The organism is Paraburkholderia sp. OAS925, assembly GCF_040543975.1.
Lineage (GTDB): Bacteria > Pseudomonadota > Gammaproteobacteria > Burkholderiales > Burkholderiaceae > Paraburkholderia > Paraburkholderia graminis.
The window spans coordinates 1,092,549-1,115,807 of the sequence record NZ_JBEUNO010000002.1 but is presented as its reverse complement, the minus strand read 5'-3'; the positions used below and the strand labels follow the sequence as shown (position 1 = coordinate 1,115,807).

Below are 23,259 nucleotides of genomic sequence, written 5' to 3'. Positions count from 1 at the left end.
CTCCCTCACGATCAGCAGTTCCCCTTCTTCGCCTGCCCCGGCGGACAGAAACCATTGCCTGGACCGCCCTGAGGATGGCCTTGCGGCACGACGACCACGCCCGGCGAATCGGGCACATAAAGCGCACAGCCGCTCAACAGCGCGGCGCTTGCAGCAAACAGGCAAAGGATTTTTTTCATCAGGTTCCCCGACGAAGGGCTTGCGCGACGAGCGGAAATTCAAGCACGCACGTCGGCGTTTTAAACACGGTTTTCATTGGCGATTCCTCCATCATCGTTGTTGTGCCCTGAAGGATATGGAAACTCTACGTAAAAGAGATCGGCCAATTTGAAACGGACGGTAACTTCGGCCGATTTGACATTCTTTGTCATAACGGGCGAGACTGGGACTCGCGGCTCGCATATCATGCTTTCTGAGTGAGCTAAAACGTAGCATCCGCGCTTTAGCGGCGTGGTTAATAGCCGATCGAATTGGTTATTTGCCGCATTTGGACTAAGGTTTAGTAGCTCTTGGTTACACAACAAGAACGAACGTTGCGAGGTGAGGCATGCACACGCTAATCGACCTGGAGATCGCGCATCTTGCGCGAGTCATGAGTGCATCAATGGCCGGAGATCTCGCGGGGCCCATTCTGCCGGCCGCCTACTGGCGCGAGCGGCTTCATCAACTGCTCGATTCCCAGCACCTGACCAATGCGCAATTGCGTTCTATCGACGTCCTTCTGCTCCAACTGGACGAACTCGAAGCGCAAAGCTCGAATAGCCACGCTCACGGCGTCGCAATCAGCACGAGCTAATAATCCACAATACGCCACAATAAAGCGCGCAAGTTTTCCAAAGGAATTTTGGGCGCGCGGCATTGTCCGTATCGCGGATGCCAACGCGGTGGTTCCGGCGCTTCGTTAACCCGTCGTTAGCCTTTAGCAAACGTTTTCACAGGAACGAACTAATGAACAAATCCCGTCTATTGCTCGTGTCGATGATGGCCGCGGGTATGCTCGCATCGCCGCTCGCGCTTGCACAGCCGCCGCACGACAACCCCGGCCACGGCGGAGATCACGGGCAGGGACCGAAGCACGGCAAGGGACCGAAGGGTCACGACAGCTACGACAGCCACGGCCATAAGCCGATGCCGCCGGGACACCGCCCCGACGGTCCTGGCAACTCGGCGAACGCGCCCGGACATTGGCGCAAGGGTGATCGGCTGCCTCCCGAATACCGCGACCGTCAGTATGTTATCGACGACTGGCGCGGGTATCGGCTCGCGCCGCCGCCGCGCGGTTATTCGTGGGTCGGCATCGGCGGCGACTATCTGATGGTGCAGTTGTCCACCGGCGTGGTTCTGCGAGTCGGACCGTAAGCGGCAACATCGCACGGCGGCCGCTGCATGCGGCCGTTCAACATCCCTTGAGCGTGGCGATGACACATCGCCCGCTCGTCACATTTCGGCGGCAGGCCCGACGCGGTTTAACGCAAACCGAAGCGTCGCAGTGGCTGCTCAAACGCTCTCGCCTCGTACCTCGGCCACGCAAGCGGCTATCTTTGCGCAATTCCGTCCAGCTCCTAAAGAATCGTCGCCGCGCCGCCGTTATATCCGTCATGCATACAAGCCACGTTGGCGCGCTTGCAGCGAGCCGCTGTAACTCGTCCGATATGCAGAATTTCAGCTCGCGATCCAACATGCGCGGCGCTTTGCGTCAGCGCCGCAAGACGTTGTGACGACACGCGCAAGTCCACCGGCACAAGGATTAATTTCGAAAGACAACATCGACAGCAAGCCGTCATACTCTGTCTCTCCTTGGGGCGGAACATTCCGACAGCGGAATCGGAAGTTTCGCCAGACACCAGATCGATGCATGACCGCCGTCGCTTGACGGCACTCTCCGCGTAGCGCCGCACGCGGATCATGTGGAGCGTACTTGTTAAATGAGTTATAGCCCTGTCGTTCCGTTCGCTCACGACAAAGCCGCATCCGGCTCCTTCGTGGGCGGCGCGCCGGCGTTTCGCCAACTGGTTCGAATGATCGATCGCGTCGCGCCCACCGATCATCCGCTGCTGATTTTCGGGCCGACCGGTTCCGGCAAGGAACTCGTGGCACGCCGTGTTCACGCGCACAGCCAGCGCCAGGATCAACCCTTCGTCGACGTCAATTGCGGCGCGATTCCCGAGCATCTCGTCGAAGCCGAACTATTCGGGCACGTCAAAGGCGCGTTCACCGGCGCGGGCGAAAATCGCCAGGGGCTGTTGCAGCAGGTCGGCAAAGGCACGCTGCTGCTCGATGAAATCGGCGAGTTGCCGCTCGCGCTCCAACCGAAACTGCTGCGCGTGCTGGAGACGCGCACTTTCCGTCCGCTTGGATCGACCACCAACCTTCACTTCGGCGGACGCGTGGTGGCCGCAACGCATCGCGACCTGCGCGAGCTCGCACGCGAGGGACTCTTTCGCGAGGATCTGTTCTACCGGCTCGCGGTGTTCGTCCTCGCAGTGCCCGGACTGGAACAGCGCGTCGAAGACATTCCCGCGCTCGTCAACCACTTCGCTTCACAGCACACGCGCCGCCTCGAGTTTTCTCCGACCGCGCTGCGGCGTCTTTCGCAACATCCGTGGCCGGGCCATATCCGGCAATTGCGCAATCTGATCAGCCAGTTGAGCGTGCTTGCCGAGACCACGCAGATCGACGTGGATACGCTCGAGCCGTTTCTCGCCAACGAGGCGAGCGGGCCGGTGTCGCGCGCGAGTCTCGCGGACATGCTGTTGCAACTCGAAGGCCGCGACAAGCTCGGCGCCGCTGAAGATTATGCTGATCGACCGCGCGCTCGAACGCACGAGCGGCAACAAGAGCGCGGCGGCGACATTGCTCGGCGTGGGCCGCAAGACCATCGAACGGCGTCTGAAGTCGCGCGAAGAACATCACCGCGAAGCGCGCAAATGCCTCGAACATGCGAGAGCGCTGATCGAGGAATCGAAATTCGCCGAAGCGATTCCACCGCTGCGCCGCTGCCTCGATGTGCTGCAGACACCGAATGAACAGGGCGCCGTGCGCCGCTTGCAGTTCGACGCATATCGCCTGCTTGGGATGAGTTTGCGCAGCGTGCACGGCTGGCTGTATGCGGAAGCCACCGCCTGCTACGCCGCGGCGCTCGCGATCGGCGAAGGCGTTTGCACGCCCGCGGAAATCGCCGCGATCCAGTTCGGCATCTGGACCACGCAGTTGACCACGCTCGAACTGAAGCAGGCGCGCGCGACCGCGCAGAACATGCTGGAGCGCGCGCAAAACGGCGGCGACCGCGTCTCGCTCGACGAAGCGCACGTCGCGATGACCAACACGCTGTTCTGGCTCGGCGACAGCGAGGAAGCGCTTGCCTGTCTCGCGCGCGGCAATCTGCTCGGCGTGGGACGCAACGACGTGCGCACCGGCTCGCAAGGCATCGACCTCGCGAGTCTGGCGCTGACTTTCGAAGGACTCGCCGCGTATCAGATCGGCGCCTTCGCGCAGGCACGCCGCGCGATGGAGATGCTGATTCTGCGCGCGTCGGAGCCCGGCGTGCACGCGCTCGCTCACGTCGTCAATCTGCAGGGCGCCGCGTGGCTCGCCGCGCTGTTCGACGACGTCGAGCGGCTCGGCCGGCTTGCGAGCGAACTGGAATCGGTGTCGATCGCGTACGGCTTTGCGTTCTATCGCGGCGTCGGCCAGGTGCTGCGTGCCTGTCATCTGAGCGCGCTCGGTCAAACCGACGAAGCGGAAACGATCATGCTCGACGGCTACGATAATCACGTCGTCTGCAATGGCGGCGCGCTGTTCTATTCGTTCAAGGCGTGGCATCACGGGGAATTGCTGCTGCGCGCTGGACGTGCAAAGGAATCCGAAGCAATGCTCGCAGCCGCGATCGATGAAACGCTCGCCCGTCAGGAGCGCGTCTATCTCGGCAAGCTGCTGGTCACGCGCGCACGCGCGCAGTGGGCGCTCGGCGATGTGAACGCGGCGGAACTGGGCCTGCGCACCGCGCTATCGACCGCGCTCGCGTTCGGCTCGGTGCCCGCGCGCGTGGACGCGGCGCACTACCTCGCGGATCTGCTGCGCTCGACTGATCGCGTGCCGGAAGCGATCGAGACGCTTGAGCGCGGCTTGCGTTCGTTGCCCGCGGACGCCACGCCGCGCGTCACGGGCGCGGCCAAACTGCTTGCCGAACTTCAGCAACAGAGTTCTTTCGATAACTACACTAAAGGAATCGTCAATGGCATTTGACCTACGCCGGGAAGATCTGGAGCCGCTGCTATTGGGCGCGGCTTTTTTCGGGAGTGGCGGGGGCGGCACGATCGAATCCGCGCGGCATCTGGCCGCGCATTTCGTCGCCGGCGACTACTACCCGAGCGACACAGTGAAGGTCGTGTCCGTTGAAGAAGCCACCGAGGGCGCGGCCGTCATGGTCGCCTATCTCGGCGCGCCCGAAGCGATCAATTCGGCGACCTATCCGCTGGGTCCGGTGACGGCCGTGCAGAATGTGCAGGCACAGCTTGGGTCGCAATCGACGAAACTCGCCTACGTCATGCCGCCGGAAAGCGGCGCGCTCGGCTTCACGGTCGCCGCGCTGGTGGCGGCAAAGCTCGGCCTCGCGGTGATCGACGCCGACGGCGCCGGCCGCGCGGTGCCTTCTTTGCCGATGCTCACTTTCGCCGCCGCGGAGATCGACCCGCGCCCGGCGTTCCTCGTGAGCCAGGGCGGCCTGTGCGTCGAACTCGACGTGACGCCGCGCAGCGGCAATGCGGGTGCGCCGACTCATCAGCGCGACGTGTCGGCGATTGTCGAGCAGATGATGCGTCCCGTTGTCGCCGATCCGGAATTCGGGCAGTTCGGCGGACTCGCAATGTGGGTCATGCAGCCGGCCGATATCGGCCGCGCGACGCCGATCCGCGGCACGCTGACACGCGCGCTCACACTCGGGCGCGCGTTGCACGCGGGAGGAATCGGCAGTGCGCGGCAGATGACCGATTATCTCGTCGAATATTGCGGCCTTGCGGCGCGCGCTGTGTCGGAGCCGGGTGAACTGGTTTCCGCGGAAGTGGACACGAGCGGCGGCTTCGACGTCGGCAAGATCCGCATTCAGGCCGGGCAGCGTACCTACACGGTGATGTATCAGAACGAGTCGCTGCTCGTATGGGACAGCGAACGTCCGCAGCCGATCGTGCTCGCGCCCGATAGCGTCGCGTATTACGTCGGCGGGGAAGGTCAATCTGTGTTCAGCAATGGCGATCTCGTGAACGCCGACGGCTCGCTGAATCCGGCGATCGGCAAGCGTCCCGTGACGTTGATCGCCTGGCGCGCCGAAGCCGAACTGCGCAAGCCGGGGCTGATTCTCGACAGCTTCATGCAGTTGCTGAACTCGCTCAACTACCTCGGCCCGTATGTGCCGCTTGAAGCACTGCAGTCGCTGCAATCCGCGCGCAAGGGGGAGGCATCTTGAACTCGCCCATTCGCATCTGCGTGCTCGTGCCGGTCGCCACGTCGCAATACAACGACCGCATCATGAAGGCCATTGCGCCGGTCGTGCCGCCGGACGTGCATGTCGAGATTCGCAACATCGCCGAAGGACATCCCGACATCGAGAACCGCACTAACTGGCTGCAAAACGGCATGCCCGTAGTCGAGCTCGCGCAAGCCATCGCCAACGACGGCTTCGACGGCATCTGGCTGACCGACTTCGACATGTGCGGCGTGGAAGCCGCGCGTGAGGTGATCGACATTCCGATCATCGGCGGCTTTCCGGCTTCGGCGTTCACGGCGCTCGCGCTCAGCCAGCGCTTCTCGATCGTCACGATCCTGCAAAGCACGCTGGCGATGCAGCGCGCTCATCCGCAGACCTATGGCATCGAGGATACGTTCGCGTCGATTCGCGCGATCAATTGCCCGGTCGCGCAACTGGAGGATATCGACGTCGTCATCATCCGCACCTTCGAAGCCGCGCTGAAGGCGATCAAGGAGGACGGCGCGCAATCCATTCTGCTGGGCTGCACCGGTTTCGTGGACGTCGCGAGCCGCGTCTCACGAATGCTGAGCGACGAAATGGGCGGCTTCGTGCCGGTCATCGATCCGAATCAGGCGGGCTTCAGCTTCCTCGTCTCGCTGGTGCGCATGCAGTTGCGCCCGAGCCGGCTGACTTACAGCAAGGTCAGCCTGCAGTCGTAGGTCTCGCGTCTGCTTATTCCAGTTCTTTCCAGTTCGTTGCAGTTGGTCCGGCGCGGCGCTCCGTCGCCTCGCCGGGCGTCTCCGCCGTGGCCGCTTCTGTGGCCGTTTTCGGCTTCGCTCTGCCTCCATCGCGCCCTCGCCTTTCGATCCTAACGGACGAAATCGCCGCTCCACGCCCCTTGCATGGCCACCTGGACGAAAACGTCCACTTTTAGGGCTGTACCTGGACGGGTTTGACCAGAATCATCGAGCGAATTTCGTCGATCCCCTACGCACAGCCGCATCGGCGAATGGCACGGTCATTGCTTATACAAATGCTCGTGGCCTTGAGCCCAAAGAAATGCAAACGAATTCGTCCGAAATGCAGGGCGCCTGAGAGACCAGACAAGATTGCGTCGCGCCGCCGCTAACCGAGCGATCGCCGCACATGATCGCGATGATTCGATTAGTTATACGAACGAGTGTCGATGCGCCAATTTCGCCGATAGCAAAAGGTTGTCGGCATCAGATTGAGAGAGGGCTGTGCTGTAGCAGTGACAGTGTCGAAACATCGCGAGGGCATGCTTCCACAGAGAAGCAGCTCGAGTTGCAACGCACTGAATGGCGGAAAATCTTTTGGCTATGTACCAGACGATCCGCTGCGGGGTTGGTCTGGCCGCCGTTGCCTGCGCCTGCGGGAGCAGCAACGGCGGCTCGTCCTTTGCAGTAGTCGCAAAGAGCAAGCTGCACGAGCAGTCCACGCAGCGTCAGACCGTTAGCGACGCCGCGAATAGACCAAGGCTGGCCACCCACGGGGGTTCACAATGCATCACCACATTCTGGAAAACGAGCTCCTTCATCTGGAGCGCGTGATCGCATGGGCATCGCAAAAGCCTTTTCCGCCGACCTATTGGCGCGACCGCATCGAACATCTGAAGAGCTCTCCGCAGGCGCCGATGTATCACAAGCGCCTCGATCGTCTGTCGCGTCTCGTCGCTGAGCTGAGCGAATAACGCGGCCTTCAGGCAAGCGCTCTCATCAGGTGTTGCCGGCGACGAAAGGCGGCGCACTCTCGCCACTCACTCCTGGCACTGCACGTCCTTGCTCGGCACGACGATCAGGATAGGATACGTGCCGTGATCGAGGTCGACGCGCGCAACCACGGCGGTCAACGAGCTGTCGATCTGGTCGTACACGCTCACCTGTTCGCGGCGAAGCGTCGTAATGCCGGTACACGCGGACGCGCGGCCTTCGTCGGAGATCCGGCATTGAATCGGATGATCGGCGAGGTAGCGATACTGATCGCGCCCGGGCGTCGCAAGGTATTCGCGCACGCTCTGCTCCGAGCCGCCGACGCCCGTCACTTTTCCGATCGCACATTGCAGCGCGCCCGTCTCGCCGCTCGCGGGCGTTTGCGCGTTAGCGGCCGCACTCGCTGCGACGGCCGTCGCAAAGGTGAATGCCAAGGTCAATGCAAAGTGGTATCTCATCGCGCATGTTCGTCTGTCGGATTGAAGTGCTGAATTGTAAAGGCGCCGCGCGCATTGCGTTGCCGGCGTGGAATTTACAAGCCGTTGTAATAACTGAGAAAGCGCGATTCGCGGACGTTGTCCGCGCGCTCGGCGGGCCGGTTGGCCGAGCGTCGGCATAGCCGATGCTGCGCATACGACAACCTCACTTCAATCGCAGCACTGCAAGGAGCCACCGATGAGCGAAACACCCGCGCCCAACAAGCCCGATCCCCAGCAGTCCGAAGTCAGTCGCGGCACGCCCCCTGCCCGCACGCCCGAGTCGCTCCCGGAAACGGATCTCGAGCCGGACCAGCAGCCCGTGCGCGATATACCCGGCGTGGGTACGCCCGGCAGCCAGTCGCCTGCTCCGTGAAGCCGGTCTACATGGTCTATTGGTCGGAGACCATAGACGACGGCATCGTGCCGCGCTGCGCGTCGTTTCCCGCCGGCGCGATGGCGGACGCGTTGGCGTTCACCGAAACGTTGCGACGCCGTCAGTCGCGCGGCGAGTCCGTGTCTTTCGTCACGCTGTGCTCGGAGAATCCGAATTCGGTGGGACGGCCGGGCGTCGCCGATCCGCCGCCAGACTACGCGTGGAAAAAGCGCCGCGTTTGATCGAATCGACGCGCGGCTCAGAACCTCGTGCGCAGTCCGACCATCACGCTTCGGCCGCCCTCGGGCGCAATGTCCCGGACCACCGAGCTTGCATAGCGGATGTCCTGGTTCGTCAGGTTGTCGCCGCGAAGATAGGCGAGCCAGTCCGTCGCGCCGACGTGGAACTTGTAGGTGACGAGCAAGCCGAGCTTCGTATAGCTGGCTGTCGGCAGATCGTTTTCGGGCACGCGGTGCTGTCCCCATGCGTGTTCAAGTTCGGCACGTGCGCCGAACGGTCCGTAGCCGTAGTCGACCGCGAGCGTCGCACGCAACGGCGAAATGCGCGGTAGCGGCTGATCGTTGTCCATGTTGCGCGCATGCGTGTAGTCGCCGGTGAGTTCCACGTCCACCTGATGCGCGCCCTTCTGAAACACGCGCCATTTGCCGTCGAGTTCGATGCCGTAGAACTCCGCCCGAACGCCGCGATAGACGGCTTCGTTCAACGCATCGTCGGTGCCGGGCGCGACGACCTGGTCGGAGTCGTCCACGAGGCGCCCTGTGTTGAACTCGGTCAGATAGTTCTTGAAGCGGCTGTAAAACACGCCGACGCTGCCCTTGTTCGGACCGCTCGCAAAACGCAGCGACAGATCGCTCGACACGGCCTTTTCTTTCTGCGCATCCGGGTTGCCGATCAGATACTGACCGGTCGCGTCGTGCGGACCGTTTGCATACAGCTCATAGAGCGCCGGCGCGCGCTCGGTATAGGCGACATTGCCCGCCACGGACCAGAGCGACGTCAGCTTGTAGAGCGCGCCGAGCGACGCACTGACCGCATTGAAATCCCGGTCGTGAGCGCTTGCGAACTTGTCGTTGCCGGCTGCCGTCGGCTGCTGTTTGACGTGCTCGTAACGCGCGCCCGCGCTCAGCTTGAACGCGTCGGTCACGTTCCACTCTTCGAGGCCAAAGAGCGCGACGTTGGTTGTTTGCGTCGTCGGAACGAGCGCCTCGTCGCCTAACGCGGAAAACGTGTTCTGGCTGAGCTGAACGCCGATCGCGCCTTCGAACGGACCGATCTTGCGATGACGCGCCTCGATCCGCGCCTCGTAGCCGTGATTGCGGAACGTGGTGCTGGTCTCGCCGTTGTCGATCTCCTTGTGCTCGTAGTCCGTGTAGCCGAAATCGAACTTGAGCTGCGAGAACGGCCCGCGCAGATTGCGCACTTCCGACGCAAACGCGACGTGGTCCTGGTGCATGCGCAAACGCACGTCGTCTTCGGCGACCGAGCCGTAGTTCGCCTCGAAGCCGTTGTACGACAGGCCCGCGTAACCGTCGGCCCACGTATAGGCGCCGCCGAGCGCGCCGCCGTGCCAGCGGCCGTCGCTGTTGGGCAGGCTGCCGTAGGCTTCGTCCGCATCGGGACCGTCGAGCGCGCGCTGGCGGTCCGAGTGCGCGAAGCCGGGAATGCGCTCCTTGCTGGTCTCGCGATCGAACGCGTCGACGTGGAACGCGAAGCGTCCGTTGCCGCCTTCGACCTGAGCCGCGCCGGCGCGCGCATCGTTTGCGCCGCCGTAGCTGGCATCGACGCCGCCCGTCAGTCCGTTGATCGGCTCGCGCGGAATGCGGTTGTCGATCGTGTTCACCACGCCGCCGATCGCATTGCCGCCATACAGCAGCGCTGCCGGTCCGCGGACGATCTCAACGCGCTCGATCGTCAACGGCTCCTGCGGCACCGCGTGATCGTAGGACAGCGACGACGCATCCCACGCGGCCACGCCGTTCTGCAGAATGCGGATGCGGTCGCCATCCATGCCGCGGATGATGGGGCGCCCCACCATCGGTCCATATGTCGTGGTCGAGACGCCAGGCAAGCCGTTGAGCGTCTCGCCGAGCGAGTTCGTCTGGCGACGCGTCAGCGCGTCGCCGTATAGCGCGGTGGCCGGAGCGATCAGGTCGGTTTCGCCCAACGGATTCGCGGTGACGAAGACAGGCGCCAGCGAGCCGCCAGGCGCTTGCGTCGAATTCTGCGTGGGATTGACGTTGCCGGACTGCGCATGAGCCAACGCGGCGAGCAGCCCAAAGGAAAGCGGCGACAGCCGAAGCGCGCGCACGGAAGCGCGTGGAGGTTTTTTGTTCACGGTCTTTTCGAGAATTGTCTTTTTATGTCGGCCGCGCGTTTTCGTGAAATGTTATAACGTTGCACTAGAAAGACGCATTTCCGCCGGGCTCACACTGGGCGACCCGAACTATCGCCGATGCCGACAGGCCATCGCCCGACCGCGCCCAATGTCGACGGAATGATATAACGTAACATCTATTGCGTAAAGTGACGAAAGCCTCGCACACGCCGAACGAGCGTCGCCGGGACCGCTCAGCGACGCCTCATCAAAACGCGGCAAACCTCACTTCACAGCACACTCAGCCCGCGACCTCGCCAACGCAACGGCCCGCTCGCAGGCAGCCTGCCGCGCCGCATGATCGACCTCGGGCCCCAACAGCGTCTTCTCGACAACGATAGATTCGACGTCCGTCACGCCCACTGAGCGCAACCAGGCTTCCATGAACGGCCGTTGATAATCGAACGAATGCGCGGGCGTGATCGAGTCGATCGAATAGTCGAGGCCGCGCGCGTAAATCACCACCGCGTTCTTGTCTTTGAGCAGCCCGTTGAGCCCTCGCTCGTCGAAAGAAAACAGCACGTTTCGTTGCGACACGACGTCGATAAAGTGCTTCAGCTTGTAGGGAATCGAGAAATTCCAGAGCGGCACCGAGAACAGCAGCGTGTCCGCGTCGTGCAACCGCTGCGCGAGTTGGCGGATCTGCGACCACGCTTTCTGCTGGCCGTCGGTGAACGGCGTGCCGCTGAGATCGGCATATTTGGCGTCGAGGGCATCGCCGTCGAATTCCGGCAGTTCGGTCGACCACAAATCGAGCACGTCGATTCGCGCGTCCCGATGAACCTCCCAGTAAGTGTCCAGATAAACGCGCGCCACTTCGAGCGACGCGGATCGCTTTTTACGCGGCGACGCTTCGACATGCAGCAGAGTCGGCATGAGATTGCTCCACACGGGTTAAGGTGCAGCCATCTCAACATAGTTCGACGCGAAATTTAAACGAAGTATAGTGAGCCGATTCAGTCGCAATCGCACTGAATCCCTGAACCGAGGAGTACGCGCCGTGTTCGATACCGTTTTGTTGCGTTCATTCGTGGCCGTCGTCAAGGAAGGCGGCTTCACGCATGCCGCCGCCCGCCTGAATCTGACGCAGTCCGCGGTGAGCGCGCACGTGCGGCGTCTCGAGAATCAGATCGGCCGCGAACTGCTCGCGCGCACCACACGCTCGGTCGCGCTCACCGCCGATGGCGAATTGCTGCTCGGCTACGCGCGCGCCATCCTCGCGCTCAATCAGGACGCGCAGGCGCAACTGTCGCGTGCGCCGAGCGAGGGCGAAGTCCGCGTCGGCCTGTCGGAAGACCTGTCCAACGTGCGGCTGATGAACGTCATGCAGGCGTTCGCCGTGCGCTACCCGCGCATCGCGTTCAGTGTGCGCGTCGGCATTCCCGCCGATCTGCTGGTCGCGATGGATCACGGCGAACTCGACGTCGTAATCGGCGGACGCTGCGACGGCGGCCGCCCAGGGCAAGTGCTGTGGCGCGAGCCGCTCGTGTGGGCGGGAGCGGAATGGTCTTCGCTGACGCACGGCGCGCCGGTGCCGCTCGCGCTGTTCCCCGAACCGTGCCCTTATCGCGAGGCCGCGCTTGCTGCGCTCGCTCGCGGCGGCGTCGAGTATCGGATCGCGCTCGTGGGCTCGAGCGTCGCAGGTCTGCGCGCCGCGGCGCAGGCCGGCTTCGCGGTGACGCCGATAGTTCACACGCAACTGGTGAACGGCTTGCGTGTGATGCCGCCGGATGCCGGTTTGCCGGTGCTGCCCGATGTCGAGTTCACGATGTTCGCGTCGGGGGCTTCCTCGCCAAAGATCGCCGACGAACTCGCCGGCGCGATCGTGGAGGCGTTCGCGCACAAAGCGGAGGCGATAGAAGCGCGGCGCCCGCGGGCCGCGACGTCTGCGGCCACGATTAGCGAATAGCCAGAGCCCAAGCGAAGCGCCGAACCCTCACGTAATCGACGCCCCCAACGCAAACGCCTTCTGAAGAAAATTCGCCGTCTTCGCCGGCGCGGCCTCCATCCGCGAGGCCAGCGACAGCCGGATCGAAATGGCGTTGCCGAGCACGTCGGTATAAGCGACGCCTTCCACGCGTATCTGACACACGGACGCCGGCACCAGCGACACCCCGAACTCCGCCGCCACCAGATTCACCACGGACGAAAGCTGCGGCGCCTGCTGTCCGGCGATCGGCTCGAATCCCGCCTCCCGGCACGCTCCGACGATGACGTCGTGCAGCGTCGGACTCGCCTCTCGCGGCAGCATCACGAACGGGTCGTCGGCCAGAGCGGACAGCGGGATTCTGCGTTTCTTCGCGAGACGATGCGTTGCCGGCAAGACGACCCTCATCGGCTCGATGGCGATGTGATGGAACTGCACGCCCGCCGGCGACTGGCTGCCAAGGCGCACGAAGGCGACATCCACGCGGCCGTCGCCGAGATAGGCAAGCAGTTGCGCGGTGTTGCCCTCGGCAAGCGTGAGCGTGACGTTCGGATAATCCTGCCGATAAGCGCGAATCAGCTTCGAGACGACCGGGTTGAACGCGGCGGAGCCCGTAAAGCCGATGTTGAATTGCCCGATTTCTCCGCGCCCCGCGCTCTGCGCCTTTTCGACCGCAAGACGCGTGTCGTGCAGGATGCGCTGCGCGTCGGCGGCGAAGGCCTCGCCCGCCTCGGTCAACACGACGCCGTGGCCGGTGCGGCGAAACAGCCGCACGCCGATTTCGTCTTCGAGCGCATGAATCTGCTGGCTGAGCGGCGGCTGGCCGATGCCCAGTCTTTCGGCCGCGCGAGTGACGTTGCGCTCCTCGGCGACCGCGAGAAAGTAGCGGATGTGACGCAGCTCCATGCGATATCTGTAAAAGCTATTTCAGTAAGACGCGATAGATATTGGACAGTATATCAGCGGTGCGACAAAATATCGCCATCGCGCAGTCCGCGTCCTATAAGTCTTTCCCGCAATACATGGGCTTTTATCTTCGACGATGAAGGCAGGACGAGCCGCTCTTCAGGGAGCGCGCGGCGGTATGCGCCGTTGTGTTTATCTAATGAAGCGAAGGGGTCTACTGTGGCTGACACATTAAAAAAACCGAGGCCGGAATTCCGGAACATCGGTATCGGGCAGATATTGACGGCGTATCGCCTGCCTCTTGCGGGGCGCGTGTCGATTCTGCATCGGCTGAGCGGCGGCCTGCTGTTCGTCGCGTTGCCGTTCCTGCTGTACCTCTTCGACCAGAGCCTGACTTCCGAGCTGAGCTTCGAGGTCTTCAAGGGCTTTCTCTCCAACCTCATCGTCAAGCTCATCACGCTGGTGCTCGCGTGGGCCTCCCTGTTCCATTTCTGCGCCGGCGTTCGCCACCTGCTGATGGACACCAACCATGAAGCCGTCACCAAAGAGAAAGGCAAGCAGACCTCGATCGTGGTGTTCGTGGTGTCGTCGCTGCTGACCATCGTGTTCGCGCTCAAACTCTTCGGAGCATTCTAAACATGGCAGCCAATAACCGAATCGGCTCGAAGCGTCTGGTCGTGGGCGCCCACTACGGTCTGCGCGACTGGCTCGCGCAGCGCATCACCGCCTGCGTGATGGCGCTCTACACGGTGATCCTGCTCGCCTGGTTCTTCGGCGCGCGCGACTTCTCCTATGAAGGCTGGGCGTCGATCTTCGCCACGCAATGGATGAAGCTCGCCACCTTCGTCACGCTGCTCTCGCTCTTCTATCACGCGTGGGTCGGCATCCGCGACATCTGGATGGACTATGTGAAGCCCGTGGGCGTGCGTCTGCTGCTGCAGGCGCTGACGATCGTCTGGCTGCTCGCGTGTGCGGGCTACGCCGCGCAGATTCTCTGGAGAGTGTAAAAGCATGGCTGCAATCAAGAATGCCCTGCCGCGTCGCAAGTTCGACGTGGTTATCGTCGGCGCGGGCGGCTCGGGAATGCGCGCGTCGCTGCAACTGGCGCGCGCGGGTCTGTCGGTGTGCGTGCTCTCGAAAGTGTTCCCCACGCGCTCGCATACGGTCGCCGCGCAAGGCGGCATCGGCGCGTCGCTCGGCAACATGAGCGAGGACAACTGGCACTACCACTTCTACGACACGATCAAGGGCTCCGACTGGCTCGGCGACCAGGACGCGATCGAGTTCATGTGCCGCGAAGCGCCGAACGCCGTGTACGAACTCGAACACTTCGGCATGCCGTTCGACCGTAACGCCGACGGCACGATCTACCAGCGCCCGTTCGGCGGCCACACCGCAAACTATGGCGAGAAGCCCGTGCAGCGCGCGTGCGCGGCGGCTGACCGCACCGGTCACGCGCTGCTGCATACGCTGTATCAGCAGAACGTTGCGGCGAAGACGCAGTTCTTCGTCGAATGGATGGCGCTCGATCTGATCCGCGACGCCGACGGCGACGTGCTCGGCGTGACCGCGCTCGAAATGGAAACGGGCGACGTCTATATCCTCGAAGGCAAGACGACGCTGTTCGCCACGGGCGGCGCAGGCCGCATCTTCGCGGCATCGACGAATGCGTTCATCAATACCGGCGACGGTCTGGGCATGGCGGCGCGCTCGGGCATCGCGCTGCAGGACATGGAGTTCTGGCAGTTCCACCCGACGGGCGTGGCGGGCGCGGGCGTGCTGATCACCGAAGGCGTGCGCGGCGAAGGCGGCATTCTGCGTAACTCGGACGGCGAGCGCTTCATGGAGCGTTACGCGCCGACGCTGAAGGATCTCGCGCCGCGCGACTTCGTTTCGCGCTCGATGGACCAGGAAATCAAGGAAGGCCGCGGCGTCGGTCCGAACAAGGACCACGTGCTGCTGGACCTGTCGCACATCGGCGCCGAGACGATCATGAAGCGTCTGCCGTCGATCCGCGAGATCGCGCTGAAGTTCGCCAACGTCGATTGTATTAAGGAGCCGATTCCGGTCGTGCCGACCATTCACTACCAGATGGGCGGCATTCCGACGAACATCCACGGTCAGGTGGTCGGTACGGCGCGCGGTCACGAGGAGCCGGTCAACGGTTTCTACGCGGTCGGCGAATGCTCGTGCGTGTCGGTGCACGGCGCGAACCGCCTGGGCACGAACTCGCTGCTCGATCTGGTGGTGTTTGGCCGCGCGGCGGGCAATCACATCGTGAAGCACGTGAAGGAAATCAAGGACCACAAGCCGCTGCCGGCCGATGCGGCGGACTTCGCGCTGTCGCGTCTGGCGAAGCTGGAAAGCTCGTCGTCGGGCGAGTATGCGCAGTCGGTGGCGAACGACATCCGCGGCACGATGCAGAAGCATGCGGGCGTGTTCCGCACGTCGGCGCTGCTCTCCGAAGGCGTCGAGGCGATCCGCGAAGTGGCCGCACGTGTGGAGAATATCCACCTGAAGGACAAGTCGAAGGTGTTCAACACCGCGCGCGTCGAGGCGCTGGAAGTGGCGAACCTGATCGAAGTCGCGCGCGCGACGATGGTCTCGGCCGAGGCACGCAAGGAAAGCCGCGGCGCGCATGCGCAGAACGACTTCGAGCATCGCGACGACGAAAACTGGCTGCGCCATACGTTGTGGTTCAGCGAGGGCGACCGCCTCGACTACAAGCCGGTGCACATGCAGCCGCTGACGGTTGAATCGGTGCCGCCCAAGGCGCGGACCTTCTAAGGCACACGCACAAGTCAAAGGACCCACAATATGGCCAAGCGTACATTTGAAATCTACCGCTACGATCCGGACAGGGACGCGGCGCCGCGCATGCAGACGTATGAGATCGAGATCGACTCGCATGAGCGCATGCTGCTCGACGCGCTGGTGAAACTGAAGGCGCTCGACGAAACGCTGTCGTTCCGCCGTTCGTGCCGCGAAGGCGTGTGCGGCTCGGACGCGATGAACATCAACGGCAAGAACGGTCTGGCGTGTCTGACGAACCTGAACGATCTGCCGCAGAAGATCGTGCTGCGTCCGCTGCCGGGACTGCCGGTGGTGCGCGACCTGATCTGCGACTTCACGCAGTTCTTCAACCAGTATCACTCGATCAAGCCGTACCTGATCAACGACACGCCGCCGCCGGAGAAGGAGCGTCTGCAGTCGCCGGAAGAGCGCGACGAGCTCGACGGTCTGTATGAGTGCATTCTGTGCGCGAGCTGCTCGACGTCGTGCCCGAGCTTCTGGTGGAATCCGGACAAGTTCGTGGGTCCGGCGGGTCTGTTGCAGGCTTATCGTTTTATCGCGGATAGCCGTGATGAGGCGACCGGCGAGCGTTTGGATAACCTCGAAGATCCGTACCGTCTGTTCCGTTGCCACACGATCATGAACTGCGTCGACGTCTGCCCGAAGGGGCTCAACCCGACCAAGGCGATTGGCAAGATCAAGGAATTGATGGTTCGCCGCACTGTCTGACACGCACGCATCGACGCACGCATCGCTGCGTTGGCTGGAGTCCTGTTCCGGGACTCCAGCATCTTCATTCTTCCCTATGACGTCGCTCGATCGCGCTTACAGATAGCTGCAAACGTAGTCGAGCGTCTCGATCACGTCGATGTCGAAACGGCTTTTGCCCGGCACCGAAAACGACTCTCCCGCGCTATAGGTTTTCCACTCGTCGCTGCCTGCGAGGCGGATGCGGCATTGGCCCGCCTGCACTTCCATCAGTTCCGGCGCGTCAGTGCCGAAATTCAGCGTGCCCGGCAGGATCACGCCGAGCGTCTTGCGCGAGCCGTCGGCGAACAGAACGGTGTGCGACACGCACTTGCCGTCGAAGTAGACGTTGGCGCGTTTGATAACGGAAACCTGATCGAATTGAGTAGCGGCCGTCATGGCGATGTTCCTGTGAGTCGTCGTGAAAGAATGCGCGTGCGCCGCGTGGCGGCAGCGCTGCTGTATGCATTTTGCGCCGACCATCGACGCAAGCGCGCGGTCGGATGCAAGCCCGCCATGATACAGGCGAGCGCGGCCGTGTAACGGCATGCGCATCGCGCTGCGGATCAGTCGGCCCGGCGCCAGCGGCCAGACTCCTCGCATACGACTACCGGTTCGCCGTCCAGCAACACTTGCTCTGTGTCCGGATGCGAGGCGGGCAATGCGGCAACGTCGAAGTCGATGTGGAGCGCGCGTGCCACATGCGCGTCTTCGATAGGAAGCTCCCACGTCAGGAAGATCTGCACGCAATGCTGATCCAGCGTGAAGTCGCTCGCACTAAAACCGCTGCTGTCGCGACGGATTACACCATGAGGCTGGCCGGTGTCGAATATCAGCGCCGTGCCGCGCGTCAACGGAATACGCTGACCTGTGCCCGCGAAATGCACGTCGAAGCCCTGGTCTTCGGTGAGGAAGAGATTGCAGAAGGCCGCGCCGCCATACTGCTCGGCGTCGTGGTGATACCTCGCGCCGCGGCACGCCATCAACGCTACGTCGCTCGAGGCCAGCACGCCGGCTAATCCGAGTGAGTGCGTCCAGTCCGACATCGCCTGCACGCAACGCGGGTAGTCCGGCCAACGCACGCGCGTTCGCGCGAAAGGCATCGCCTCGACGTCGCCAGGTTCCAGGTTCATGCGCGACGAGGTTTCTCTTTCCCAATCCATTAGCACACGCTGCGGGGGCACGGGTATATCGACGACGCCCGACAGTACTACGTCGCTCACGCGACGACTGCGAATCGCATCGCCGCTGGAGAAATAGGAGATCAGCATATCTCGCGCGTTAAACTGTTCGGATGACGAATCATCTATGTATCGTAACCATTAGAAGCGACGTTTGCGTCCGACTTAAAGCCAGCGCCGGATGCCTGCCGCGAAGCCCGAAAGCGGAATATGCGCCCACGTAGCGGCAAGCCACACAACCAGGCCACCGAGCAACGTGTGTGCGAAGTGACCGCCCACGAAGGCAAGCGCGGCTGCGATGACTGTGATGCTGGTTTCCATTGAATGGCTCCTGAACGAAGGTTCGAAACGCGGCCGCATTGCCACTACCTGGAAACCAGATGAAGAACAACGCAGTTCGTCGCGCAGTCGCCGCGTGCTTCGTATTGTGCCTGAGTGCCTGTGCACACCATGCAAGGGATCAAATGGCAAGCCTCGCATTGGCTCTCGGCAGATTACTCGTGATCCTTTAAAGTAAGCGCTGAAGTTCACAGCGAAGACGAGTTCAACGAGGATTTTTCTTCCGCTCAACAGTCGCGCTTTGCTACACCTTCTTCGCCCGTCACGGAGATCGCCAAATTGCTCATTCGCCAACTTGTTCCATCCGACGCGCAGTCCTTTCAAGCCCTGCGTCTTTCAGGACTGAAGGAGACGCCCACATCGTTCGCGTCGAGCTATGAAGAAGAAGTGCATCGTTCATCCGATGACATCGAAAGGCAGTTAACGAAGCAGGACGACGGCGGAGTTTTTGGCGCGTTCGACGACACGCAGCTAATAGGCATTGCAGGACTCGGACGCGAGAACCACACCAAGTTGCGCCACAAGGCGTTCGTGTGGGGCGTCTACGTCGCACCGGAACAAAGAGGCCGCGGTGTGAGCAGAGCCCTCGTCAGCGAGGCGATCCGTTTCGCGCAGTCCGTGCCTGGCATTACGCAAGTCAATATCACGGCCAACGCATGCAACGATGTCGCTATCCGGCTTTATTCATCGCTCGGATTTAAACAGTTCGGACTCGAGCCTGGCTCGATGATTGTCGAAGGAAAGCGGTACGACGAAGTGCATATGTCGTTGCACTTCCAACCACGCTGAGATCTACAACCGCACATAAGGTTGCGACAAGGCCTTCGCCGACCTGATCAGATCTTCAAGCATCGTCGCGCGCTTCTCGGGATCGGTATCGCGGCTCGTCATGAAGCACAGCGCCGCGACGGGAAGACCCGTGCGGTCGCGTATCGGCGCGGCCATGCAGAGCCGGAAAGTGTGAGACAAGCCTTCCGTGCAGCAATATCCCTGTTCGGCGGCGCGCTGCACGTCATGAACGAAATTGTCGAAGTCAATGCGTCTGCCGTTGTCGAGCACGAAGTCATCGTCCGGAATCAGGCTGCGAATTTCGTCGGCACGCAAATGAGCGAGCAGCAGGCGTCCGGACGCCGTCCACGGAATCGGCACCTTCACGCCAATGTCGGAGCTGATATTGAACGGCCGCGAGCTGTTCTCCGACAGCACTACCGTGTACTTGTTGCCTTCGAGCATGCACAACTGCGCGGTCTCGTCGTGGGTTCGCACGAGTCCGAGAATCGCCTGGTGCGCGCGGCTGATCAGGTCATTGTGAACCGCATAGTCGGCGCCGTAGTAATGCATCTCGCGGCCGAAGAACACGCTGCCGTCGGGCGTTGTCTCGAGCCAGCCCGCTTCCGTGAGCATGGTCACCAGTTCGTAGATGCTCGAGCGCGGCGCGCCCGTCGCTTCGATCAACTCGCGCATCGTCATCGGGCGTCGCGCAATATGCAACTGCTTCAGAATGCCGATCACGCGATCGACTCCCCTGGCCCTGGTTGATTCCGGTGCAGACATTCATTCAACTCCGTCAGCGATAGGGTTCGCACTGTATCTGTTATGTGACGCGAGTCTGGCATGCGGCGGGCGATGCGCCGTGCGGCGCCTCAATGGTCGAGCACGCGATGCAGGAACTGCCGCGTGCGTTCGTTCTGCGGATTGACGAAGATCTGCTCAGGCGCACCTTGCTCCGCGATCACGCCTTTATCCATGAACACGACACGGTCGGCCGTTTTGCGCGCGAAACCCATTTCATGTGTGACGACGACCATCGTCATCCCGTCGCGCGCGAGTCCGCGCATGACTTCCGTTACTTCGCCGACGAGCTCCGGGTCGAGCGCGGACGTGGCTTCGTCGAAGAACATGATGCCCGGTTCGACGGCCAGCGCTCTTGCAATGGCCACACGTTGTTGCTGGCCGCCGGAGAGCTGGCTCGGATAGTGTTCGGCGCGGTCCGCGAGACCTACTCTGTCGAGCGCTTCCATGCCGCGCTTGCGCGCGTCGGCCGCATTCATCTTGCGCGCCTTGATGAGCGCCAGCGTCACGTTGCCGAGCGCGGTCTTATGCGGAAACAGATTGAACTGCTGGAACACCATGCCGACGTGCCCGCGAATCTCCTTCGCGCGACGTGCATCGTGAAGCGGCACGTCGTTCACCCAGACTTCGCCCGCATCGGCTGTTTCAAGGCCGCTCATGATGCGCAGCACCGTGCTCTTGCCGGAACCCGATGCGCCGATCAGCACGAGTACTTCGCCCGGCCGCACGTCGAGATCGATTTCCTTCAGGACCTGCGTGGCGCCGAACGATTTGCCGACGCCCGTGAGTTTGATAATCGGCTTCGACGTAGTGACTGTGGTCATGACAGCAGGCTCCTTCTTCGGTCATGGTGGCGCACCCACTGCGATAGTGGAAAGCACACGATGAAATAAAGCACGGCAACGAGTCCATAAATCTCAACCGGCTTGCCGATCCGGTCGACGATGGCCTGCCCGCCATGCATCAATTCCGACATGCCGATCATGCTCACAATCGACGTGTCCTTGATGAGCGATAAGTACTGGCCGATGAGCGGCGGCATCACGATCTTTCCCGTCTGCGGCAAGATCACCGAGAAGAACGCCTGCGTCTTGCTGAGCCCGAGAATCTGCGCGACTTCCCATTGGCCTTTCGGCACCGCTTCGATGCCCGAGCGGAACACCTCGGCAATGTAGGCGCCCTGATAAACGCTTAAGCCGACGACGCCCGCGGCAAAGACATCGATCGCGTAGCCGAAGTAGGACACGCCGAAGTAGATGAACATCAGCGTGATGAGCACCGGCGTGCCGCGAAACAGTTCGGTATAGAGCCGTGCGACGGTCGGCGTGCCCCACGGCCCGAACGAACGCAGCACAGCTGCGAGCAGGCCGATCAACGTTCCGCCGACAATCGCCGCCGCGGACAACAGCAGTGTCGCGAGCAATCCCTGAAAAAGGATGGCGAGGCTCGTCATTAACAATTCGCTCGACATGTTCGGTCTCCGGTTTCAGCGGTCAGGTGCGATCGGCCTGTCGTGCGACAAGAAAGAGTCGCCGCGTGCGTTTCTTCACTTCGAGCGGCGGATGAAAAACGCGCACGCCGATTTGGCCCGCGACCCACGACAGCACATTGCTAAGGAACAGATACGCAATCAGCGTGATCGTGAACGTCTGGATATAGAGCAGCGTGCGAGCGTTGATGACGGTCGCCGTGCCGCTCAATTCGGGCAGCGCAATTGCCGACAGAAGCGACGTGCCCAGCAGCAACTGAATCAGGTTGTTGACGATCGCCGGATAAACCGCGCGCGCCGCCTGCGGCAACACAACCTCCATGAAAATCTGCGAGCGTTCGAGCCCGAGAATCGACGCGGCCTCGAGTTGTCCGCGCGGCACCGACTGAATCCCCGCGCGAAATACCTCGGCGAGATAGGCGCCGACGTTCACGCCCAACGCGATCACGCCTGCCGTATAAGCGTTGAGTGTGATGCCGAGTGAAGGCAACCCGAAGAACACGATGAAGATCTGCAATAGCACCGGCGTATTGCGGATCGCCTCGATATAAACACTGGCAATACCTCTCAGCAGCCGCACGCGCGACGCGCTCGCCAGCGCGGTCAGCAAGCCGAGCACCATCGACAGAACGAAGGCCAGCAGCGTGACCTGGAGCGTCAGCCACGACGCGCGAACGAAATCGTTCAAATAACCCGCGAGGGTTATCCATTCATAGCTCATGGTTCCTCCGTCCGTCGAACAACAACTTGCATGCGCGCATTCAGTACTGCGGATTCAGCGGAAAACGCGGCTCTGTTCCGAACCACTTCTTGTAGAGCTGCGCATTCTGTTTCGACGCATTGATGTTGAAGAGGAACAGGTTCAGGTAATTGAGCCACACCTGATCGCCCGCCTTGACGCCGAACGCGTTGTACTCCAGCGGCACAAGCGCTTCGTTGGTGACCGTCAGATTCGGATCGAGCGATGCCTGATAGGCCAGAAAGTTGTTGTCCTCGATCATCGCGTCCGCCTGCCCCTGCTTCACCGCGAGAATCGCGGCCTGCGAGCTGTCGAATTCCTGGATCTTGACCTGCATGTTCAGCGAGCGCACTTCGTCGCCGTTCGTCGAACCCTTCACTGTCGCAATCGTACGATTGGCCATATCGTTGATCGACTTGATGCCGCTGCTTTTCTTGACCAGCAGCGCCTCGCTCGCCACCACATACGGATTCGTGAAGGCGATTTCCTTCGCACGTTCCAGGTTGCGCGTGAAGTTGCAGAACACCACGTCGACCTTGCTCGTTTGCAGGTTCGGAATGCGGTTCGCGCTCGTCGTGTTGACGACCTCGAGCTTGACGCCCATCTGCTTCGCCAGTTCTTTCGCGAGGTCGACGTCGTAGCCGTCGGGTTGGCCGTCCTTGTTGTAGAAGCCGAACGGTGCGAAGGTCAGGCAATCGCCGACTCGCAGCGTGCCGCGCTGCAAGACCTGCTTGAGCGTCGAATCGGCTCCGGCGCTTTGTTCCGGCGGCGCGACCTTGGTACAGCCCACGAGCGTGAGCAACGCGGCCACGGCAAACAAAGAGGCAAGTCGTGCGCTTTCCCTGACAAATCTCATTTTCGATCCCGGTCTGGTGATAAAGCTTCGTGCGTGGAAGAAACGGCGATCAGCATGGTCTTCGCGGCATGTCCGCTATAGGCGGGACAGAAGTGATCGCACGGCTGAAGTTGGTCGTCTGATATACCGGAATTGTGTCCGGCACAGCAGATAGCCGCAGTGTTCCATGCGAAAAAAATGCTGGCAATGGGGTATACACCGTCGAGCGCGGTGGTTTTTCGGCGATGGCGGGGAAGGAGGCGATGGCGGACGGGGCGCGAAAGCGCCCG

General features: G+C 62.1%; 26 protein-coding genes and 1 pseudogene. 14 read left to right on the top strand and 13 right to left on the bottom strand.

What is annotated here, in order from left to right; genetic code table 11:
* Positions 1-11: 11 nt before the first annotated feature.
* A complete protein-coding gene (locus ABIE53_RS23825; RefSeq protein WP_107710921.1) occupies positions 12-179 on the bottom strand; it encodes a YajG family lipoprotein in 168 nt (55 codons plus the stop codon).
* A gap of 368 nt (positions 180-547) precedes the next feature.
* Here ABIE53_RS23825 and ABIE53_RS23820 point away from each other — a divergent pair, with 368 nt between their 5' ends.
* From ABIE53_RS23820 to ABIE53_RS23795, 6 genes and pseudogenes are all read left to right on the top strand, one after another.
* Positions 548-796 (top strand): hypothetical protein, encoded by a 249-nt coding sequence (locus ABIE53_RS23820; protein ID WP_006047687.1) that lies wholly within the window; start codon positions 548-550, stop codon positions 794-796.
* A gap of 152 nt (positions 797-948) precedes the next feature.
* Positions 949-1,359 (top strand): RcnB family protein, encoded by a 411-nt coding sequence (locus ABIE53_RS23815; RefSeq protein WP_053859652.1) that lies wholly within the window; start codon positions 949-951, stop codon positions 1,357-1,359.
* Positions 1,360-1,925: 566 nt separating this feature from the next.
* Positions 1,926-4,245, top strand: a pseudogene (locus ABIE53_RS23810) (sigma-54 interaction domain-containing protein).
* Entirely contained in the window at positions 4,235-5,461 is a 1,227-nt protein-coding gene (locus ABIE53_RS23805) for a DUF917 domain-containing protein (RefSeq protein WP_192700514.1), read from the top strand. Before ABIE53_RS23810 ends, ABIE53_RS23805 begins: the two are co-directional and overlap by 11 nt.
* The gene (locus ABIE53_RS23800; protein WP_029971535.1) at positions 5,458-6,183 is read left to right on the top strand and encodes an aspartate/glutamate racemase family protein; all 726 of its coding nucleotides are present in this window, start codon (positions 5,458-5,460) and stop codon (positions 6,181-6,183) included. The genes ABIE53_RS23805 and ABIE53_RS23800 overlap by 4 nt, the downstream gene beginning before the upstream one ends.
* 803 nt (positions 6,184-6,986) lie before the next feature.
* Complete coding sequence (locus ABIE53_RS23795) at positions 6,987-7,175, top strand: hypothetical protein (RefSeq protein ID WP_006047682.1); 189 nt, start codon at positions 6,987-6,989, stop codon at positions 7,173-7,175.
* Positions 7,176-7,241: 66 nt separating this feature from the next.
* On the opposite strand, the gene ABIE53_RS23790 is transcribed toward ABIE53_RS23795, so the two are convergent.
* A complete protein-coding gene (locus ABIE53_RS23790; protein ID WP_192700515.1) occupies positions 7,242-7,652 on the bottom strand; it encodes a hypothetical protein in 411 nt (136 codons plus the stop codon).
* A gap of 217 nt (positions 7,653-7,869) precedes the next feature.
* On the opposite strand from ABIE53_RS23790, the gene ABIE53_RS23785 reads away from it, so the two are divergent.
* Together ABIE53_RS23785 and ABIE53_RS23780 are read left to right on the top strand one after the other, a co-directional pair.
* A complete protein-coding gene (locus ABIE53_RS23785) occupies positions 7,870-8,046 on the top strand; it encodes a hypothetical protein (RefSeq protein ID WP_006047680.1) in 177 nt (58 codons plus the stop codon).
* An 11-nt stretch (positions 8,047-8,057) separates the two neighbouring features.
* Positions 8,058-8,288 carry a hypothetical protein gene (locus ABIE53_RS23780; protein WP_192700519.1) on the top strand — a complete coding sequence of 77 codons (231 nt, stop codon included), beginning with the start codon at positions 8,058-8,060 and terminating at the stop codon, positions 8,286-8,288.
* Positions 8,289-8,305: 17 nt separating this feature from the next.
* Here ABIE53_RS23780 and ABIE53_RS23775 read toward each other — a convergent pair whose 3' ends face one another.
* Entirely contained in the window at positions 8,306-10,375 is a 2,070-nt protein-coding gene (locus ABIE53_RS23775; RefSeq protein WP_374710231.1) for a TonB-dependent receptor, read from the bottom strand.
* A 291-nt stretch (positions 10,376-10,666) separates the two neighbouring features.
* Entirely contained in the window at positions 10,667-11,317 is a 651-nt protein-coding gene (locus ABIE53_RS23770; protein ID WP_006047677.1) for an FMN-dependent NADH-azoreductase, read from the bottom strand.
* A gap of 124 nt (positions 11,318-11,441) precedes the next feature.
* On the opposite strand from ABIE53_RS23770, the gene ABIE53_RS23765 reads away from it, so the two are divergent.
* Entirely contained in the window at positions 11,442-12,350 is a 909-nt protein-coding gene (locus ABIE53_RS23765; protein WP_192700517.1) for a LysR substrate-binding domain-containing protein, read from the top strand.
* 27 nt (positions 12,351-12,377) lie between these two features.
* Here the strand turns inward: ABIE53_RS23765 and ABIE53_RS23760 are convergent, their stop codons facing one another.
* On the bottom strand, positions 12,378-13,274 hold the full coding sequence (locus tag ABIE53_RS23760; RefSeq protein WP_029971530.1) for a LysR family transcriptional regulator: 897 nt from the start codon (positions 13,272-13,274) through the stop codon (positions 12,378-12,380).
* Positions 13,275-13,493: 219 nt separating this feature from the next.
* Between ABIE53_RS23760 and sdhC the strand changes: the two genes are divergently transcribed.
* Genes sdhC through ABIE53_RS23740 form a run of 4 tightly spaced genes read left to right on the top strand, consistent with a single transcriptional unit; the run spans position 13,494 to position 16,796 of the window.
* On the top strand, positions 13,494-13,910 hold the full coding sequence (gene sdhC, locus ABIE53_RS23755) for a succinate dehydrogenase, cytochrome b556 subunit (RefSeq protein ID WP_376916159.1): 417 nt from the start codon (positions 13,494-13,496) through the stop codon (positions 13,908-13,910).
* 2 nt (positions 13,911-13,912) lie between these two features.
* A complete protein-coding gene (sdhD, locus tag ABIE53_RS23750) occupies positions 13,913-14,281 on the top strand; it encodes a succinate dehydrogenase, hydrophobic membrane anchor protein (protein WP_006047558.1) in 369 nt (122 codons plus the stop codon).
* A 4-nt stretch (positions 14,282-14,285) separates the two neighbouring features.
* Positions 14,286-16,061, top strand: a complete 1,776-nt coding sequence (gene sdhA, locus ABIE53_RS23745) for a succinate dehydrogenase flavoprotein subunit (protein ID WP_006047559.1) — start codon at positions 14,286-14,288, stop codon at positions 16,059-16,061.
* Between the two features lie 30 nt (positions 16,062-16,091).
* Positions 16,092-16,796 (top strand): succinate dehydrogenase iron-sulfur subunit, encoded by a 705-nt coding sequence (locus tag ABIE53_RS23740; protein WP_006047560.1) that lies wholly within the window; start codon positions 16,092-16,094, stop codon positions 16,794-16,796.
* 96 nt (positions 16,797-16,892) lie between these two features.
* Here ABIE53_RS23740 and ppnP read toward each other — a convergent pair whose 3' ends face one another.
* The 3 genes from ppnP to ABIE53_RS23725 all read right to left on the bottom strand — a co-directional run bounded on the left by ppnP (position 16,893) and on the right by ABIE53_RS23725 (position 18,316).
* Positions 16,893-17,213, bottom strand: coding sequence for a pyrimidine/purine nucleoside phosphorylase (ppnP, locus tag ABIE53_RS23735; protein WP_016347619.1), 321 nt, complete (start codon positions 17,211-17,213; stop codon positions 16,893-16,895).
* Positions 17,214-17,380: 167 nt separating this feature from the next.
* Positions 17,381-18,085 carry a hypothetical protein gene (locus tag ABIE53_RS23730; protein WP_192700441.1) on the bottom strand — a complete coding sequence of 235 codons (705 nt, stop codon included), beginning with the start codon at positions 18,083-18,085 and terminating at the stop codon, positions 17,381-17,383.
* A 75-nt stretch (positions 18,086-18,160) separates the two neighbouring features.
* Positions 18,161-18,316 carry a hypothetical protein gene (locus tag ABIE53_RS23725; RefSeq protein ID WP_310076464.1) on the bottom strand — a complete coding sequence of 52 codons (156 nt, stop codon included), beginning with the start codon at positions 18,314-18,316 and terminating at the stop codon, positions 18,161-18,163.
* Between the two features lie 297 nt (positions 18,317-18,613).
* Between ABIE53_RS23725 and ABIE53_RS23720 the strand changes: the two genes are divergently transcribed.
* Positions 18,614-19,123, top strand: a complete 510-nt coding sequence (locus ABIE53_RS23720; RefSeq protein WP_192700442.1) for a GNAT family N-acetyltransferase — start codon at positions 18,614-18,616, stop codon at positions 19,121-19,123.
* A 3-nt stretch (positions 19,124-19,126) separates the two neighbouring features.
* On the opposite strand, the gene ABIE53_RS23715 is transcribed toward ABIE53_RS23720, so the two are convergent.
* The 5 genes from ABIE53_RS23715 to ABIE53_RS23695 all read right to left on the bottom strand — a co-directional run bounded on the left by ABIE53_RS23715 (position 19,127) and on the right by ABIE53_RS23695 (position 22,990).
* The gene (locus tag ABIE53_RS23715; protein ID WP_192700443.1) at positions 19,127-19,888 is read right to left on the bottom strand and encodes an IclR family transcriptional regulator; all 762 of its coding nucleotides are present in this window, start codon (positions 19,886-19,888) and stop codon (positions 19,127-19,129) included.
* A gap of 89 nt (positions 19,889-19,977) precedes the next feature.
* Complete coding sequence (locus ABIE53_RS23710; RefSeq protein WP_006047669.1) at positions 19,978-20,730, bottom strand: amino acid ABC transporter ATP-binding protein; 753 nt, start codon at positions 20,728-20,730, stop codon at positions 19,978-19,980.
* Positions 20,727-21,377, bottom strand: a complete 651-nt coding sequence (locus ABIE53_RS23705) for an amino acid ABC transporter permease (RefSeq protein WP_006047668.1) — start codon at positions 21,375-21,377, stop codon at positions 20,727-20,729. The genes ABIE53_RS23710 and ABIE53_RS23705 overlap by 4 nt, the downstream gene beginning before the upstream one ends.
* A 22-nt stretch (positions 21,378-21,399) precedes the next feature.
* Entirely contained in the window at positions 21,400-22,116 is a 717-nt protein-coding gene (locus ABIE53_RS23700) for an amino acid ABC transporter permease (RefSeq protein WP_006047667.1), read from the bottom strand.
* Between the two features lie 40 nt (positions 22,117-22,156).
* Complete coding sequence (locus tag ABIE53_RS23695; protein ID WP_192700444.1) at positions 22,157-22,990, bottom strand: ABC transporter substrate-binding protein; 834 nt, start codon at positions 22,988-22,990, stop codon at positions 22,157-22,159.
* Positions 22,991-23,259: the final 269 nt, after the last annotated feature.